The sequence below is a fragment of the Pseudomonas sp. PDM18 genome (assembly GCF_014852585.1).
Classification (GTDB): domain Bacteria; phylum Pseudomonadota; class Gammaproteobacteria; order Pseudomonadales; family Pseudomonadaceae; genus Pseudomonas.
The window spans coordinates 33,559-51,723 of sequence record NZ_JACVBX010000006.1 but is presented as its reverse complement, the minus strand read 5'-3'; the positions used below and the strand labels follow the sequence as shown (position 1 = coordinate 51,723).

The following is an 18,165-nucleotide window of genomic DNA, read 5'->3' as shown; positions in this document are numbered from 1 at the left end:
GCGCCGCCGCGTCCCAGCCATGACCACATCCCGCGAGGTCCGCCATGCCAGCACGCCGCTCGTTGCCCCGATTCGGCATCGAGGAGGAGTTCTTCCTGCTCGACCCGGCCAGCCTGGACCTCGCTCGCGACGTACCACTGGGCTTTTCCCATGCCTGCCGTGGCGTACTGGGCGAGGAATTCGCGGAGGAAATCTTCCAGTGCCAATACGAACTGGTCAGCCCGGTCTTGCGCCAGCTCGATGAGGCCGCGGCATTTCTGAGCGACCGCCGCCATCGACTGCGCGCGATATCGTGCTCGCACGGGCTGGAGCCCCTCTGCGTCGCGGCCCATCCCTTTACCCATCTGCACCTCCAATCACCGGCATTCCGGCCGCGCTATCAGCGACTGTTCGACGAGGTTGGCGGGGTGGCGCGACAAAGCCTGCTCTGCGGTCTGCACGTGCATGTGGAAGTGCGCGGTGCAGACCGGGTACGCATTATGAACCGCGTGTTGCCCTGGATGCCGCTGCTGCTCGCCCTGAGTGCGTCATCGCCGTTCTGGGGTGGGCGAGACACTCGACTGGCCAGCTATCGGCAATCGCTTTGTGGGGAGTGGCCGCGCATGGGGCCTCCAGCTCAATTCACCGATGAGGCGCAGTGGCGACGCTACATCGCATTGCTCCTGCAGTGCGGTCTGATGAACGAGCCCGGCCACGCCTGGTGGTTCCTGCGGCCCTCGGCGTATTACCCGACCCTGGAACTGCGCATAACCGACGCCTGCCCGCGGATCGACGATGCGCTGTGCGTCGCCGGTTTGTTCCGCCTGCTGGTAAGCCAGGCGCGGGATGCACGCGAACCTGCGGAGCCGCACTGGCAGCGGGCCATGCTCGCGGAGAACTTCTGGCAGGCGCGACGGTATGGTTGTGCGGGGCACTTTCTAGTGGAGGGCGATCAGGTAAGCAGTGCACGGGATTGGCTCCAGCGCGCGGAGGCTGCCGTTGGAGACTGGCAGAGCGACGAAAGCCAGCGCCTGTTCGCCCATGCCACAAGGATCATCGAGGAAGGCAACAGCGCTGATCGGCAGCGCAAGGCTTATGAATCGGCACGTGGCGAAGGACTCGCCGAGTCGGCTGCGCTGGTGGCAGTGGTGCACTATCTCTTGGCAGAGAATCAGTTGGCTGCTGGCGCACTGGCCTGAGACTGGCTGTCGGATTGCTTCCTGCCCTTGCCGGTCCTCCCGGCAGAAAACCTGAACTCCAGGGCCGTGCGCCTGCTCAACCGGCCTGAACGCAAACGGGACCATTCAGCCTGGAGGCAGCGCCATGACTAGTTCCCCCAAGAAACAACCTGATCCGCAGCACATCGAGATCGACGATACCCAAGACCGCATGGGCAGTGTGCGCGAGCTGGATTTCGAGAAGGCTCCCGAAGGTCGTATTGGCGACGAGCGCTCGCCCGAAGAGGTGGAGCGTGAATTCCCCGCGCAGCGCCGCCGTGAGATGGGCCAGACCGGTGGCGAAACCCTGGGTGACAGCGCTGTGGAAGATGGTGTGAGCATGGACGATCTGGCGCCGGAAACCCTGATCGACGAGGACGGCAGGGAATCGCCGCTGGAGCCGGCCGGCAGCAATCCGTTGGACAAGGAGCTGCACATTCGCCGCGAAAGTGAAATCGGCGGAGGCATTGGCCTGGACGAAGCCGAGGAAGGCCGCGTGCACCCATTGGACGGCAAACCCTGGGATGACTCCGACCCCGACGAGGAGCAATGAGCCATGGCCCGCACCGCAGTTTCGAATCAGACCCTGAAGGAGTACGCCCGCAAGCGTGATTTCAGCGGAACCCCCGAACCCAGCGGTGAAGCGCCGAGCAGCCATGCTGGTGAGCACGCCTTCGTGGTGCAGAAACACGACGCCAGCCACCTGCACTACGACTTTCGCCTGGAGCTGGATGGCGTGCTGAAGAGTTGGGCGGTGCCCAAGGGCCCCTGCCTGGATCCGAGCGTGAAGCGCCTGGCCATCCAGGTGGAGGACCACCCGCTGGACTACGCGCGGTTCGAGGGCCACATACCCGAAGGGCATTACGGTGCAGGCGATGTAATCGTCTGGGACGAAGGCCGCTGGACGCCTATCGGCGACCCCCACGAGGGCATTAAAAGCGGCCATCTGAAGTTCCGCCTGGAAGGCAGCAAGCTCGCCGGCAGCTGGAACCTGGTGCGAACCCGTATGGCTGGTCGCCAGCCGCAATGGTTCCTGATCAAGGGGCGCGATGACCAGGCGCGGGATTATCCGCGTTTCGACATACTCGCCGAAGAGCCGCAGAGCGTCGTGACTGGGCAATCGTTGCCCAGTGAGTCCTCCCAGGTGAAGAAGGCGACGCCCAAGACGCCTGAACGATCGAAGCCGACGGCATCGACGAAGAAGACCACGACCACGCGTAAAGCCAAACTGCCCGATACCATTTCCCCGGAACTCGCCACGCTGGTGGAAGCACCGCCCACCGGCGATTGGCGCTACGAGATCAAGATCGACGGCTACCGCATCCTCGCTCGCCTCGATGGCGGCAAAGTCCGGTTAATGACCCGCAACGGCCACGACTGGTCGAAGAAACTACCAGAGCTTAGTAAGGCGCTGGCGGCGCTCGACGTACAGTCCGCCTGGCTGGACGGCGAGATCCTGGTCATGGACGAAGAAGGGCGCCCGGATTTCCAGCGCTTGCAGAACGCTTTCGATGCCAATGTCTCCAAGCCGATCCATTACACCCTGTTCGACCTGCTCTGGCTGGACGGCGTGGACTATCGCGGCAAGCCGCTGGAAGAGCGCCGTCAGGCCCTGCAGCGAGTTCTGCGCGGCAACAAAGATGATTCGTTGCGTTACTCGGAAGACTTCACCGACGACCCACGCAGCATCCTGGACAGCGCCTGTCGTCTCGGCCTGGAAGGCCTCATCGGCAAACGGGCCGGCAGCACATATTCGGAGAAGCGCTCGCATGATTGGATCAAGCTCAAGTGCAAGCGTCGGCAGGAGTTCGTCATTGTCGGTTTCAGCGAGCCCAAAGGCTCACGCTCGCACTTCGGTGCCTTGCTGCTCGGGCTGCATGATCGGGACGGTGCGCTGCGCTATGCCGGCAAGGTCGGAACCGGTTTCAGCGCTGCCAGCCTCAAAGCACTTCACCACCAGCTCAAACCGCTGCAGCGCAAGACCTGCCCGCTTCAAGGAGCACCCAAGGGTGCGGACGCCAGGGGCGTCACCTGGTTGCGCCCCCAATTGCTGTGCGAAGTCGCTTTCGCCGAAATGACCCGCGAGGGCCTGGTGCGCCAGGCTGTCTTCCACGGCCTGCGCAGTGACAAGCCGGTGCAGGCCATCGTCGAGGAGAAGCCGAAGAAGGCCGCCCAGGGAGCCCGCACCAGGTTCGCGAAGGGGAAAGTGGCCAACACGCTCCAGGGAGTGACCATCACCCATCCGGATCGGGTGATCGACCCCGCCAGCAAGCTGCGCAAGATAGACGTGGCGCATTACTACGAGAAGGCCGCCGAGCGTCTGCTGCCCTGGCTTGCAGATCGCCCGGTTTCGCTGGTCCGCGTACCGGACGGCGTGGGTGGCGAGCAGTTCTTTCAGCGCCACGCCTCGCGCACGGAAATCCCCGGCGCGCAGTCGCTCGATCCGAAGCTCGATCCGGGGCATGCGCCGCTGCTGCGCATCGCCACCGCCAAGGGGTTGGTGGGCGCTGCGCAGATGAGTGCTCTGGAACTGCACACCTGGAACGCGGCCCTCGATGATCTGGAGAAGCCTGATCGCTTTATCCTGGATCTCGATCCGGACCCCTCATTGCCCTGGCAGAAGATGATCGAGGCAACACAGCTGACCCTGACGCTGCTGGATGAGCTAGGACTCTCGGCGTACCTGAAGACCAGCGGCGGCAAGGGCATGCACATCCTCGTGCCGCTGCAGCGGCGTCACAGTTGGGACGAGGTGAAGGACTTCGCCCACGCCATCAGCCGGCACATGGCCAAACTGATGCCGGACCGTTTCAGTGTCGTTTCGGGGCCAAAGAACCGCGTCGGGAAAATCTTCATCGACTATCTGCGTAATACCCGCGGCGCCAGCACAGTCTGCGTCTGGTCGGTGCGGGCTCGAGAGGGGTTGCCGGTGTCGGTGCCGGTAAGTCGCGATGAACTTGCCAAGCTCAAGGCGGCGAATCAGTGGACGATCGCCAACGTCGACGAGCGTTTGGCTGCGGCCGATCCGTGGGCAGGCTGGGCCGACACCAAGCAGCGCCTGACCCGCCGGATGATCGAGCAACTGGAAGGCTGAACGAGAAGGCTCAGGGTGCCTGCGAAGCCACCAACTGGTCGGCCAACTCGCGCTGGTGATAAAGCATCGGCAGCCAGAGACGGGCGAATCGTTGCAGGTCCGAGTTGGCGTCCTCCTTACTCGATTGCTGTTGCCCTACCGCATAGTCATGGTCGAAGCGTCCGCAGGTGATGAACACCAGTTGGCGGCGCGCCATTGGTGAAAAAGCCTGAACCAAGCTTCCCGCCCTGGGCCAACCCAGTGTGACCATCACTTCCGGAGGGACGCTTTCATGAACGAACAACGCTGCTCCTGCCCTGGCTGCTCTTGCAGCCTGGGAGCTACGGCCGTGTACCGAGAAGGCCGTGCCTACTGTTGCCAGGCCTGCGCCGACGGCCATCCGGATGGCGAAAAGCACTGTCAGGACACGCATTGCCACTGCGGCGAGCAAAAGCCGCCGCGTGGCTAAATCCATCCGAGATGCCAGGGTGCATCGAAGGAGATCCTCATGAGCGAAACCCAAACTCTGCCGCCACAGCATCAGGACCAGCAGCCAGGCCGGGAGGAGGAAATGCGCCCGCAGCCCGAGTTCGTCTCTGGCCAGTACCGCGCAGCCGCCAAGCTGGCCGGCAAGGTCGCCATCGTGACCGGTGGAGACAGTGGCATCGGCCGTGCTGTTGCGGTCATGTTCGCCCGCGAGCGCGCCGACGTGGTGTTGCTCTATCTCAATGAATCCGAGGATGCGCTCAAGACCTGCCAGATCATCGAGTCTCTCGGACAGCAATGCCTGGAAATGTCCGGCGATGTGGCCGATGCGGACTTCTGCGCGAAAGTGGCTCGCCGTGTCGAGGAGCGCTGGGGACGTTTGGATGTACTCGTGAACAACGCCGGGGAACAGCATCCTCAGGAGTGTCTGGAAGACATCACGGAGCAACAGTGGGAACGGACATTCCGAACCAACATCTTCGGCATGTTCCAGCTGACCAAGGCGATGCTGCCGTTGATGGGAGAGGGAGGCGCCATCGTCAATACCACCTCGATCACTGCCTACAAGGGCAACCCTAAACTGATCGACTATTCATCCACCAAGGGCGCGATCACCTCATTCACCCGCTCGCTGGCGATGAATCTGGTCAAGCGCGGCATCCGAGTCAATGCAGTGGCGCCGGGGCCGATCTGGACGCCGCTGATTCCCTCGACCTTCGATGCCGAGGAAGTGGCGACCTTCGGCGCCAACACTCCCATGGGCCGGCCAGGGCAGCCCGACGAGCTGGCCCCGGCCTACGTTTACCTTGCCAGCAGCGATTCCTCGTATGTCAGCGGGCAGGTGCTGCATGTCAACGGCGGGACGGTCGTGAATGGCTGAGCCGCAGGTGGCTATGCCGCGCCGCGTAGCGCCTCGATCAGCTGTTGCTTGCGCATGCTCGAGCGACCGGCAATGCGCCGGGTCCGGGCGCGGTTGAGCAGTTCGGCCTTGGTCATGGACTCCAGTGACTGGTCAGGGCGTGGCTCACCCCGCTTGGTGGCCACCGCGCGCTTGGCCGAGCTGCGGCGGGAGGCGGCCTTGGCCGGTGCGCTCTTCTTCTGGCCTGAGCCGCCGGTGCGTTCGCCGCCGCCGGACTGTTTGTTCACCGTGGCCCAGGCGCGGGCTTCTGCCTCGTCCTTGGGGACGCCACGGCTCTCGTAACTTTCCTCGATGTGTTCGGCCTTTCGCTTCTGCTTGTCGGTGTACATGTCTTTGTCGCCCCGTGGCATGGCGGTTCTCCTTTCTCAGTGGCGTCGATGCACGCTCGTTGAGCGCACGGCCCGCGAGCGCGGTTCACACTGGGGAGAAACCGTTCATCCCCATTGGTTCGGCGTTTCTGATGAACGGGCCATGCCCGTAGGGAAAAAGGTCTGAACTCAGCGTTTTCCTTGCGGACAGATGCACTGGGGCGCTTCGCGCGCCATCTGCAATCAGTCACCGACACACGCAGGAGATGGCAATGGCCCTGGACAGCATTCCCGATCAGTCGGCAGTCGAGATATTCAAGCATGCCGTGCTCACCCGCTTGCGCTATGCGGTAGGCAAGGACCCAGCCGACGCCTTTGACCATGACTGGTTCGAAGCTGTGGCCCTGGCCACCAGCAAATACCAGGTGGACAACTGGGAAGAGACCATCCGCGCTATCGATCGCAGCGCGCGCAAGCATGTTTATTACCTTTCCCTGGAATTTCTCATCGGCCGCCTGCTGATCGACAACCTGAGCAACCTCGGCCTGCTCGACGTGGCGCGCCAGGCGCTGTCGGAGCTTGGCGTTGACCTGGAACGCATCCGCCTGCTGGAGCCTGACGCGGCGCTGGGTAACGGAGGCCTGGGCAGGCTGGCAGCGTGCTTCATGGAAAGCATGGCAACGCTGGATATCCCCGCCCACGGCTACGGCATCCGCTACGAGCACGGGCTGTTCAAGCAGGTGATCGGCGATGGCTGGCAGCAGGAACACACCGAAACCTGGCTGGACTTCGGCAACCCCTGGGAATTCGAGCGGCCCGAGTCGACCTACAGCGTCGGCTTCGGCGGCATCGTCCACAGCGAGCCGGATGCCGATGGCGTCGAGCGCCAGCGCTGGGAGCCGGCGGAGCGCGTGCGCGCGGTGGCCTACGACATGCCCGTGGTCGGCTGGCGAACCGCCAGCGTCAATACCCTGCGCCTGTGGCGTGCCCGCGCTGAGGAAACCTTGAAGCTTGACCGCTTCAACGCCGGCGATCACCTCGGCGCGGTAGCCGACACCGTGCGAGCCGAAAGCATCTCCCGCGTGCTCTATCCAGCGGACAGCACCGAGGCCGGACAGGAGCTGCGCCTGCGCCAGGAGTATTTCTTCGTCGCTGCCTCCCTGCAGGACCTCATGCAACGCCACCTGGGCAAGGGCGAGGACGTCTATGGACTGCCCGAACGGGTGGCCATCCAGCTCAACGACACCCACCCGGCCATCGCTGTGGCCGAGCTGATGCGGCTGCTGCTGGACGAGCGCGGGCTGGAGTGGAACGACGCCTGGGAGCTGACTGTGGCAACCCTGTCCTACACCAACCACACGCTGCTGCCCGAGGCGCTGGAATCCTGGCCGGTGGGGTTGATGGAACGCCTTTTACCTCGGCACATGCAGATCATCTACCTGATCAACGCCTTCCACATCGATGCCCTGCGCGCCAAGGGCATCCACGATTTCGGCCTGCTGCGTTCGGTCTCGTTGATCGAGGAGGACCACGGCCGCCGCGTGCGTATGGGGAACCTGGCGTTCCTCGGTTCGCACAGCGTCAATGGTGTCTCCGCGCTGCATACCGAACTCATGCGTGAAACGGTGTTCCGCGACCTGCACCGGTTGTACCCGAACCGCATCAGCAACAAGACCAACGGCGTGACCTTCCGCCGCTGGCTGTTCCAGGCCAACCCGGAACTGACCGAACTACTGGTGGACACCCTCGGCGACGACGTCCTGGACAATCCCGAGAACCGTCTGCGCGACCTGGCGGTTCACGCCGAAAAATCCGCCGTGCGCCAGCGCTTCGCCCAGCAGCGGAGCAACGCCAAACAGCGCCTGGCCGCGCTGATCGAGGAGCGTCTTGGTCTGCGTGTCGATCCGGAAGCGCTGTTCGATGTTCACGTCAAACGCATTCACGAATACAAGCGGCAATTGCTCAATCTTCTGCACACCGTGGCGTTGTATCAGGACATCCGCAATGACCCGACCACCGAGCGCGTGCCACGGGTGAAAATCTTCGCCGGCAAGGCCGCGCCCAGCTATGTGCTGGCCAAACTGATCATCAAGCTGGCCAACGACATCAGCCGCACGGTCAACGCCGACCCCACCGTGCGCGGTCTGCTCAAGGTGGTGTTCATTCCCAACTACAACGTCAGCCTGGCCGAATCCATCATTCCTGCGGCGGACCTCTCCGAGCAGATTTCCACCGCGGGCCTGGAGGCCTCGGGTACCAGCAACATGAAGTTCGCCCTCAACGGAGCGTTGACTATCGGCACTCTGGACGGCGCCAATGTTGAGATGTGTGAGCGCATCGGTCCGGAGAACATGTTCATCTTCGGGCTCAAGGCGCAGCAGGTGGAGGCACGCAAGCGAGCGGGGGAGCTGGCCATGCACAACGAGATCGCAGATTCGCCACGCCTGCGTGAAGCGTTGATGGCGATCAGCAGCGGAGTGTTCTCGCCGGACGACCCGCAGCGCTATGCCGCCCTGGTTGACAGCCTGCGCTACGACGACCGATTCATGGTCTGCCCGGACTTCGACGCCTACTGGGACGCGCAGGAGCGCGTGGAGCAACTGTGGCGCAAACCATCACGCTGGTGGAAAGCCTCGATGCTCAATACCGCACGAGTCGGCTGGTTTTCCTCGGACAGGACTATCCGCGAGTACGCCCAGGATATCTGGCAGGTGCCCGTGGGCAAGGGCTGAGCAGCCCGTGACAGTCGCGGAGAGCAGTGGCTCGTGGCTTTCTGCCGGACGGTCAGTGGTGCTCGGTGAAGTCAAGCAAACCAAATGGCCAGTGCGCGTGTCTGGATTGTTATCGAGTGCCGCAACAAGAGCCGAACATGGACACACTGGAGCGCATCTGGCTGACGCTGGTCACCGAGTTTTCCGACCTGAGCGAAGTTGAACAGATCACCCGTGCCTCACTGCGCCTTTCGCTTGCCGTCCTGCTGGGCGGCGTGCTTGGCTACGAGCGCGAAAGCAAGGGAAAGGCGGCTGGACTGCGTACGCACATGCTGGTCACCTTGGGCGCGGCGCTATTCGTGATGGCGATCCACGAGGGTGGCGCCGAGGCGGATGCGGTCAGCCGGGTAATCCAGGGCATCGCCGCCGGGATCGGCTTCCTCTGCGCGGGCACCATCCTCAAAGGCAGTCGGGCCTCGGATGTGAAAGGGCTGACTACCGCCGCCGGCCTGTGGCTGAGCACCGCCATCGGCATCAGTGTGGGGCTCGGACACTCGGCGACGGCGGTGCTGGGAACCCTGCTGGCGCTGCTGGTGCTGCACTGCCTGCCCCATGGCGGGGAGCAAAAAGAGGAGCCGGTACGACTGGCGGTGCGACAGCCCGGCCAGCAGCGGGAGGACCGTGATGTTCCGTGAATTTCCCCAGGCCTGTGCCTGGACCGACGCCATGTTCGATAACGGCCGCTACACCGGCCTGATCGAGTACCAGGTTGCCCGCGAAGGCGCAGCGGTGGTCGTGCTCTGGGTCTATGCGCCAGGCAGCCAGAACAGCGAAGAGGCCGAGGGAGCGGCTCGCTGGATGCTCGAACGAGTCCGGGACATCGACGGCGAAGGCCGCGTGCACTTCGATGATGGCGTAACCCTGCAGGAGGACTGCCCATGGCCCGTGTGATCTGGAAAGGCGCCATCAGCTTCGGCCTGGTGCACATCCCGGTGGCACTCAATAGCGCGTCGCGCGCAAGCGGCACCGACTTCGACTGGCTCGACGAGCGCAGCCTTGAACCGGTGGGCTACAAGCGGGTGAACAAGGTGACCGGCAAGGAAGTACTCAAGGAACATATCGTCAAGGGCGTGGAGCTGGAGAAGGGGCGCTACGTGGTGATCAGCGAGGAGGAAATCCGCGCCGCACGCCCGGAGGCGACCCAGAGCATCGACATCCTGAGCTTCATCGACATTGAGGAAATCCCCGTACCGTTCTACGACTCGCCGTATTTCCTCACGCCCGAGAAGCGCGGCGAAAAGGTCTATGTGCTGCTGCGCGACACGCTGAATAAAACGGGCAAGGCCGCCGTCTGCCAACTGGTAATGCACAGCCGCCAGCATCTGGCGATGCTTCGCGAGGACGGCGAAGCCATCCTGCTGATGACCCTGCGCTGGCCGGCGGACGTGCGTGAGGTCGACGAACTGGGCCTTGCGCTGGATAAGGTGAAGCTGGACAAGCGTGAGCAGGAAATGGCCGAGCGGCTGGTCAAGGACATGTCCGGCCACTGGACGCCGGCGGACTATGAAGACCGCTTCAGCGAGGAAATCCATCGCCTGGTGGAGCAAAAGGCGGCCAAGGGGCAATTGGAGAGCGTCCCCCAAGTGGAGGCGAAAAGTGGCGAAGGCGCGGACATCATCGACCTTACCGAGCTGCTCAAGCGCAGCCTGAAGGGAGACGGGAAGCGGCGCACCGCGGCCAGCGCGGCGCCGAAAAAGAGCACCACTGGCAAGACCACCTCGAGCAAGAGCGCGCCCCGGCGCAAGACCTCCTGAAACAACCGCTGGCTCAATTAGCCTGAACTTGCCGCCACAGCGTCGTTTCCAACCCCTGTAGCTCGCCAACCCACCATGAGCGCGCCAGGGGGCGCGCACCGCCGCGAGGAGGGCGCCGCGATGGAACTGGAGAATCCGGCCAGCCGGGCCGAAGCCGCCGCCAATGAGGCGCGCATCGTTATCGAGGATGTGCAGCCACGTCTGGAAAGTGGTCGCTTTGCCGCTAAGGCCATCTGCCACCGCTTCTCGCGCATCCATGCGCGCATTTTCAGTGATGGTCACGACAAGCTCGGTGCCGAAGTCGCCTGGCGCGAAGGCAAGGGCCAGCCTTGGCAGAAAACGCCATTGCTGCCGCTGGGCAATGACCACTGGGAAGCGCACATCACCCCGAACCAGGTCGGCCGTGCTGAGTTCATCGTGCTGGCCTGGATCGACAGCTACGCGAGCTATCGCTATGAACTGGAGAAGAAGTACGCCGCTGGGCAAGTGGTAGACCTGGAGTTCCGCGAGGGCATCGAGTTACTGCAGAACGTGCTGCAGACCGCGCCGGAGGACTGCGAAGCAGAGCTTGCGCAGATCGTCCGCGAACTGCAGGGCAGCGAAGGGCGCGAGGCGCGCTTCGGCCTGCTCATGGCGCCGCGTACCCTGGAAGTAATGCAGCGAGCGGAACACCGCCCGTATCTGACGCGCAGCCTGACCTTCGAGCTGGATGTGGAGCGTCCGCTGGCCGAGTTCGCCAGTTGGTACGAGCTGTTCCCTCGCTCGGAAAGCAGCGTGCCCGGCCAGCACGGTACCTTCGCCGACGTTCACCGCCGCCTGCCGGATATCGCCGCCATGGGCTTCGATGTCCTCTACTTTCCGCCGATCCATCCCATCGGCCGCCAGCACCGCAAGGGGCGTAACAATAGCCTGCAGGCCGGCCCGGATGATCCCGGCAGCCCCTATGCCATCGGCAGCGAGGAGGGCGGTCACGAAGCTGTGCACCCGCAGTTGGGCACTCTGGAAGACTTCCGTGAATTGGTGGACGCCGCCCGCGAACACGGCCTGGAGGTCGCCCTGGACTTCGCCATCCAGTGCTCGCCGGATCATCCCTGGCTGCGCGAGCATCCCGGCTGGTTCAGCTGGCGCGCCGACGGGACCATCCGTCACGCGGAAAACCCGCCGAAGAAGTACGAGGACATCGTCAATGTCGACTTCTACGCGCCGGACGCCGTGCCCGACCTGTGGATGGCGCTGCTACAGGTGGTGCTGGGCTGGGTGGAGCAGGGCGTCACTCTGTTCCGCGTCGACAACCCGCACACCAAGCCGCTGCCGTTCTGGGAATGGCTGATCGCCGAAGTACGCCGCGAGCACCCGCAGGTGATCTTCCTCGCCGAAGCCTTCACCCGCCCGGCAATGATGGCGCGGCTGGGCAAGGTCGGCTTCAGCCAGGGCTACACTTACTTCACCTGGCGTAACACCAAGCAGGAGCTGGAGGAGTATTTCAGCGAGCTGAACCAGCCGCCACTGCGCGACTGCTACCGGCCGAACTTCTTCGTCAACACGCCGGACATCAACCCATTCTTCCTGCAGCGCTCCGGGCGCGCCGGTTTCCTCATACGCGCAGCGCTGGCGACCATGGCCTCGGGGCTGTGGGGCATGTACTCGGGCTTCGAACTGTGCGAGGCGGACCCGGTGCCGGGCAAGGAGGAGTACTTCGATTCCGAGAAGTACCAGCTGCGCCAGCGCGACTACCACGCCCCCGGCAATATCGTCGGCGAAATTACTCGGCTCAACCGCATCCGCCGCGAGAATCCGGCGCTGCACAGCCACCTCGGATTCCAGGCCTATTGCGCGTTCAACGACAACATCCTGCTGTTCGGCAAGCGCACGGCCGACCTGTCCAACTTCATCCTGGTGGCGGTCAGCCTCGACCCGGACAACGCCCAGGAAGCCGACTTCGAGCTGCCGCTCTGGGAATTCGGACTGCCCGATGACGCGCCCATGGGCGGCGAGGACTTGATGAACGGCCATCGCTGGACGTGGCACGGCAAACGCCAGTGGATGCGCATCGAGCCCTGGCACCTGCCGTTCGGCATCTGGCGCCTGCACCCCGAGACCTGAAATCTGAAGGATTGCGACCATGGCCAAGCGCAAGACCCGTCCCTTTCTCGATGATCCGCTCTGGTACAAGGACGCGATCATCTACCAGCTTCATGTCAAGTCCTTCTTCGACGCCAATAACGACGGTATCGGCGACTTCCGCGGGCTGATCGAGAAGCTCGACTACATCGCCGAGCTGGGGGTGAACACCCTCTGGCTGCTGCCGTTCTACCCCTCGCCACGGCGCGACGATGGCTATGACATCGCCATGTACAAGGGCGTGCACCCGGACTACGGCACCCTCGCCGACGCCCGCCGCTTCATCGATGCGGCGCATGAGCGCGGCCTGCGGGTGATAACCGAGCTGGTCATCAACCACACCTCCGACCAGCATCCTTGGTTCCAGCGCGCACGGCGGGCGAAGAAAGGTTCGCAGGCGCGCAACTGGTACGTGTGGTCCGACGACGACAGCAAGTACGACCAGACGCGGATCATCTTCATCGACTCCGAGCAGTCCAATTGGACGTGGGACCCGGTCGCCGGGCAGTACTTCTGGCACCGCTTCTATTCGCATCAGCCGGACCTGAACTTCGACAACCCGCAGGTGCTGCGCGCGGTGCTCGGGGTGATGCGCTACTGGCTGGACATGGGCGTCGACGGCCTGCGGCTGGACGCTATTCCCTACCTGATAGAGCGCGACGGGACCAACAACGAGAACCTCCCCGAGACCCACGTGGTGCTCAAGCGAATCCGCGCCGAGCTGGACGCCCATTACCCGGACCGCATGCTGCTGGCCGAGGCCAACCAGTGGCCGGAAGATACCCGCCCATACTTTGGAGGGACGGACGGCGGCCCCGGCGACGAATGCCACATGGCCTTCCATTTCCCGCTGATGCCGCGCATGTACATGGCCATCGCCCAGGAAGACCGCTTCCCGATCAGCGACATCCTGCGCCAGACCCCGGCCATCCCTGACAATTGCCAGTGGGCGATCTTCCTGCGCAACCACGATGAACTGACGCTGGAGATGGTCACCGACGACGAGCGCGACTACCTCTGGAACTACTACGCCGCAGACCGCCGCGCGCGCATCAACCTGGGCATTCGCCGGCGTCTTGCACCGTTGGTGGAGCGCGACCGTCGACGCATCGAACTGCTCAACAGTCTGCTGCTGTCCATGCCCGGCACGCCGACCCTGTACTACGGCGACGAGATCGGCATGGGCGACAACATCTATCTCGGCGACCGCGACGGCGTGCGCACGCCCATGCAATGGTCGGCAGACCGCAATGGCGGTTTCTCCCGCGCGGACCCGGCCAGCCTGGTGCTGCCGCCGATCCTCGATTCGCTCTACGGCTACCAGAGCGTCAACGTCGAGGCCCAGGCGCGCGATGCGCATTCGCTGCTCAACTGGATGCGCCGCATGCTCGGCGTGCGCAAGCAGCAGAAAGCCTTCGGGCGCGGCAGCATCAGCATGCTGTCGCCGCCCAACCGGCGCATCCTCGCCTACCTGCGACAGTACAGGACGGAGAACGGCGAGGGGGCGAGCGAAGACACCATCCTCTGCGTCGCCAACCTGTCCAACGCCGCCCAGGCGGTGGAGCTGGACCTGTCGGCCTTCGACGGTCGCGTGCCGGTGGAAATGCTGGGCGGCGCGTCCTTCCCGCCCATTGGCCGGATGACTTATCTGCTGACCCTGCCGCCCTACGGCTTCTACTGGTTCTACCTGGCGGACAGCCAACAGATGCCCGCGTGGCATGTGCAGCCGGTGGAGCGTATGCCCGAGCTGCCGACGCTGGTGCTTGCCCAGCGCCTGAGTGAAATCATGAACGGCGCACCGCGGGATCTTTTGGAGAGCGATTCGCTGCCGCGTTACCTGCCCAAGCGCCGCTGGTTCTCCCGGGGCCGCCTGGAGGCGGGCAGCGCGCGTCTTCTCTACTCCATGCCATTGGGTGACGCAGATGCTGCGCCGATGCTGGCGGAAGTGGAGGTCAACGGGGCGGAGGGAGCAGAGCATTACCAACTGCCCCTGGCCGCCGTGCCGGAGAAGGGCAGCGCGGGTAACGACCTGCCTCGGCAGTTGGCGCTGGCGCGGCTGCGTCGTGGGCGCAAGGTCGGCCTGCTCACCGACGCTTTCGCCTTGCCGGCGTTCAGCCGCCTCGTGCTGCGTCTGCTGCGCGAGACTGCGACCATGCAGGGCCCGGCCGGGGAGCTGCAGTTCCTTCCGCAGCCCGGCTTGCTGCAGTACAGCGAGATCGACGACGACGCGGAGATCCGTGTACTCAGCGTCGACCAGTCCAACAGCTCGGCGCTGATTGGCAGCAAATTGCTGCTCAAGCTACTGCGCCGGGTCTTCCCTGGCGTGCATCCGGAAGCAGAAATGGGCGGTTACCTGAGCCGTCGCGGCTTCGCCAACATCGCACCATTGCTGGGCGAGGTACGCCGCATCGACGCCCGCGGCGAGCCGCACACCCTGATGCTGCTGCAGGGCTACCTGAGCAACCAGGGCGATGCCTGGAGCTGGACGCTGAACCAGCTGGAACGCGCCATGCGCGATGGCCTGTTGCCAGGAGCGGACGCCCCCGAGCCTGAATTCGATGTAATGGAAGAGCTGCGCCTGTTCGCTGGCCGGCTCGGTCAGCGCTTGGGCGAGATGCACCAGTTGCTGGCCGAGGCCAGCGATGAGCCCGAATTCGGCCTGCATCGCAGCGCCGCCGCCGACAGCGCGGTGTGGACCAGCAGCATCAGCGCGCAGATCGAGCAGGCGTTGGATGCACTGCAGGGAGCGCGAGCCCATCTGGATGAACGCGGCGGCGTGATGGTCGACTGGCTGCTTGAGAAACGCCGCGAACTCCTGCAGGCCGTGGGCAATCTCGCGCGGCTGGCGGAGGGCGGGGTGATGATCCGCGTTCACGGAGACTTGCACCTGGGGCAGGTGCTGGTGGTGCAGGGCGACGCCTTCCTCATCGATTTCGAAGGCGAGCCGAACCGTCCGCTGGCCGAGCGCCGCCGACGCCACAGTCCGCTCAAGGACGTGACTGGCGTCCTGCGTTCCTTCGACTACGCCGCCGCGATGGCCCTGCGCAGCGCCCAGGGCACCGAGGCGCCGGCCGAAGTCCAAGCGGCCCGCGCCGAGCTGGCACTGCGCTACCGACGCGAAGCTCGGGACGCTTTCCTCGAGGCCTACCGCGCGGCCGCAGTCGACCTGCCCCACGAATGGCACGGCCGCGAAGGTGAGGGAGCGGCGCTGGCCCTGTTCAGCCTGGAGAAGGCTGCCTACGAAGTGCTCTACGAAGCCGGTCACCGTCCCGACTGGCTGGAAGTACCGCTGCAGGGACTCTTTGAATTGGCGCGACACCTGATTGGAGGACGTACATGACCCCGCACCACGACCTGGACCATCTGCAGCGTGCAGACCACGCCGATCCCTTCGCCTTCCTCGGCCCGCATCAGGATGAAGACGGCGAGCTGGTGCGTGCGTGGCTGCCCGGCGCGCTGGCGGTGGAGCTGCTGTCGCCGCAGGACCAGTTCCTCGTCGCCATGGAAGCGCTGGATGCCAGCGGGCTGTTCGTCGCGCGTCTGCCGCAGAAGACACCTTACCGCCTGCGTATCCACTGGCCGGAGCATGAGCAGGTCACCGAAGACCCATACGCCTTCGGCCCGTCCCTCAGCGAGCTGGACCTCTACCTGTTCGCCGAGGGCAATCATCGCCAGCTCGGCAAGTGCTTCGGCGCGCAGGTGATCGAGCACGAGGGCGTGCCGGGTGTGCGTTTCGCGGTGTGGGCGCCCAACGCCCGACGGGTGTCGGTGGTGGGCGACTTCAACGGTTGGGACGGCCGCCGGCACGTGATGCGCCTGCGCTACCCGGCCGGGGTCTGGGAGTTGTTCATCCCACGCCTGCGGCCGGGCGAAGTCTACAAGTACGAACTGCTGGGTCAGGAAGGGCTGCTGCCGCTCAAGGCCGACCCCATGGCGCTGGCCACCGAGATGCCGCCGGCCACTGGCTCGCGGGTGCCGGATCCGACGCCTTACGCCTGGCAGGACGACCAATGGATGCTACAGCGTGGCGAGCGCCAGGGATTCGACCGGGCGCTGTCGATCTACGAGCTGCACGCCGGCTCCTGGCAGTGGGTGGAAAACCGCGCGCCAAGCTGGGACGAACTGGCCGACCGGTTGATCCCCTATGTCAGCGACCTGGGCTTCACCCATATCGAGCTGATGCCGATCATGGAGCACCCCTTCGGTGGCTCCTGGGGCTACCAGCCGCTGTCGCTGTTCGCGCCTACCGCGCGCTACGGTAGCCCGGAGGATTTCGCCCGTTTCGTCGATCGCTGCCATCAGGCTGGGATCGGCGTGATCCTGGACTGGGTGCCGGCGCATTTCCCCACCGATGCCCACGGCCTGGCGCACTTCGACGGCACCGCGCTTTACGAGTACGCGCATCCGTTCGAGGGCTTCCACCAGGACTGGGATACCTACATCTACAACCTCGGCCGCAATGAAGTGCATGGCTTTATGCTGGCCTCCGCGCTGCACTGGCTGCGCGAATACCACATCGACGGGCTACGGGTGGATGCGGTGGCCTCGATGCTTTACCGCGATTATTCGCGCAAGGACGGCGAGTGGATACCCAACCGCCACGGCGGGCGGGAAAACCTCGAGGCCATCGAATTCCTCACCCACCTCAACGCCGTGGTGCACACCGAGGCGCCGGGCGCGCTGGTGATCGCCGAGGAATCCACCGCCTGGCCAGGCGTCAGCCGGCCCACGGAGGAGGGCGGGCTGGGCTTCGCCTACAAATGGAACATGGGCTGGATGCACGACAGCCTTTCGTACATTCGCGAGGACCCGGTCAACCGCCGTTATCACCACAGCAAACTGACCTTCGGGCTGCTCTACGCCTTTTCCGAGCACTTCATCCTGCCCATTTCCCACGACGAGGTGGTGCACGGCAAGGGCTCGCTGCTGGGCAAGATGCCGGGGGACCGCTGGCAGCAGTTCGCCAACCTGCGGCTGTTCCTCTCGATGATGTGGACCCATCCGGGCAAGAAACTGCTGTTCATGGGCTGCGAGTTCGGCCAGTGGCGCGAGTGGGACCACGACGGCCAGCTGGACTGGTACCTGCTGCGCTACGCCGAGCACTTCGGCGCCCAGGCGCTGGTACGCGAGCTGAACCGGCTATTGCGCGAGGAGCCCGCGCTACACGCCTTCGACGACCGCGCCGAGGGCTTCCACTGGCTGATCGGTGACGACATGCGCAACAGCGTCTACGCCTGGCTGCGGCTAGCCGGCGACGGCGCTCCGCTGCTGGTGGCACACAACTTCACCCCGGTGCCGCGCCCGCACTACCGCATTGGCGTGCCGCTGGCGGGGCACTGGCAGGTGCTGCTCAACAGCGATGCCGACAACTTCGGTGGCTCCGGCGCCGGCAGTCGCGGGGTGCTGGAGAGCGACCCGCATGAGTCTCATGGGCAGGCGCAGTCCCTGGCGCTGGACCTGCCGCCGCTGGGCTGCCTGATCCTGCGCCCGGCGGGAGCCGCCATCGACCTGTAGGAGGGGCCGCGCCGGCGATCAGC

14 protein-coding genes are annotated in these 18,165 nt (G+C 64.6%); 12 read left to right on the top strand and 2 right to left on the bottom strand.

Translation table 11 applies throughout. The annotated features are described in order from the left end of the window. Positions 1-44 precede the first annotated feature (44 nt). The 3 genes from IB274_RS14040 (at position 45) to ligD (ending at position 4,290) form a co-directional block, all read left to right on the top strand. Complete coding sequence (locus IB274_RS14040) at positions 45-1,178, top strand: carboxylate-amine ligase (RefSeq protein ID WP_192432549.1); 1,134 nt, start codon at positions 45-47, stop codon at positions 1,176-1,178. Between the two features lie 124 nt (positions 1,179-1,302). Further along, positions 1,303-1,749 (top strand): phosphotransferase system, HPr-related protein, encoded by a 447-nt coding sequence (locus IB274_RS14035; RefSeq protein ID WP_192432548.1) that lies wholly within the window; start codon positions 1,303-1,305, stop codon positions 1,747-1,749. A 3-nt stretch (positions 1,750-1,752) separates the two neighbouring features. Beyond that, positions 1,753-4,290: a DNA ligase D gene (gene ligD, locus IB274_RS14030; protein ID WP_192432547.1), complete on the top strand. Its 2,538-nt coding sequence runs from the start codon at positions 1,753-1,755 to the stop codon at positions 4,288-4,290. Between the two features lie 10 nt (positions 4,291-4,300). Here the strand turns inward: ligD and IB274_RS14025 are convergent, their stop codons facing one another. Beyond that, the gene (locus IB274_RS14025; RefSeq protein WP_192432546.1) at positions 4,301-4,486 is read right to left on the bottom strand and encodes a hypothetical protein; all 186 of its coding nucleotides are present in this window, start codon (positions 4,484-4,486) and stop codon (positions 4,301-4,303) included. Positions 4,487-4,561: 75 nt separating this feature from the next. On the opposite strand from IB274_RS14025, the gene IB274_RS14020 reads away from it, so the two are divergent. Both IB274_RS14020 and IB274_RS14015 read left to right on the top strand, forming a co-directional pair. Then, a complete protein-coding gene (locus IB274_RS14020) occupies positions 4,562-4,738 on the top strand; it encodes a metallothionein (RefSeq protein WP_192432545.1) in 177 nt (58 codons plus the stop codon). Between the two features lie 39 nt (positions 4,739-4,777). Then, positions 4,778-5,635, top strand: a complete 858-nt coding sequence (locus tag IB274_RS14015) for an SDR family oxidoreductase (protein ID WP_192432544.1) — start codon at positions 4,778-4,780, stop codon at positions 5,633-5,635. Positions 5,636-5,646: 11 nt separating this feature from the next. Here the strand turns inward: IB274_RS14015 and IB274_RS14010 are convergent, their stop codons facing one another. After that, positions 5,647-6,024, bottom strand: coding sequence for a Rho termination factor N-terminal domain-containing protein (locus IB274_RS14010; RefSeq protein ID WP_192432543.1), 378 nt, complete (start codon positions 6,022-6,024; stop codon positions 5,647-5,649). A gap of 245 nt (positions 6,025-6,269) precedes the next feature. Here IB274_RS14010 and IB274_RS14005 point away from each other — a divergent pair, with 245 nt between their 5' ends. The 7 genes from IB274_RS14005 (at position 6,270) to glgB (ending at position 18,142) form a co-directional block, all read left to right on the top strand. Next, entirely contained in the window at positions 6,270-8,714 is a 2,445-nt protein-coding gene (locus tag IB274_RS14005; RefSeq protein WP_412548428.1) for a glycogen/starch/alpha-glucan phosphorylase, read from the top strand. Positions 8,715-8,851: 137 nt separating this feature from the next. After that, entirely contained in the window at positions 8,852-9,388 is a 537-nt protein-coding gene (locus IB274_RS14000; RefSeq protein ID WP_192432541.1) for an MgtC/SapB family protein, read from the top strand. Beyond that, entirely contained in the window at positions 9,378-9,644 is a 267-nt protein-coding gene (locus tag IB274_RS13995; RefSeq protein WP_192432540.1) for a hypothetical protein, read from the top strand. The genes IB274_RS14000 and IB274_RS13995 overlap by 11 nt, the downstream gene beginning before the upstream one ends. Next, complete coding sequence (locus IB274_RS13990) at positions 9,632-10,507, top strand: Ku protein (RefSeq protein ID WP_192432539.1); 876 nt, start codon at positions 9,632-9,634, stop codon at positions 10,505-10,507. The genes IB274_RS13995 and IB274_RS13990 overlap by 13 nt, the downstream gene beginning before the upstream one ends. A gap of 120 nt (positions 10,508-10,627) precedes the next feature. Then, positions 10,628-12,610 (top strand): alpha-1,4-glucan--maltose-1-phosphate maltosyltransferase, encoded by a 1,983-nt coding sequence (locus tag IB274_RS13985; RefSeq protein ID WP_192432538.1) that lies wholly within the window; start codon positions 10,628-10,630, stop codon positions 12,608-12,610. Between the two features lie 19 nt (positions 12,611-12,629). Continuing rightward, positions 12,630-15,968: a maltose alpha-D-glucosyltransferase gene (treS, locus tag IB274_RS13980; RefSeq protein WP_192432537.1), complete on the top strand. Its 3,339-nt coding sequence runs from the start codon at positions 12,630-12,632 to the stop codon at positions 15,966-15,968. After that, positions 15,965-18,142 (top strand): 1,4-alpha-glucan branching protein GlgB, encoded by a 2,178-nt coding sequence (gene glgB / locus IB274_RS13975; RefSeq protein ID WP_192432536.1) that lies wholly within the window; start codon positions 15,965-15,967, stop codon positions 18,140-18,142. The genes treS and glgB overlap by 4 nt, the downstream gene beginning before the upstream one ends. Positions 18,143-18,165 lie beyond the last annotated feature (23 nt).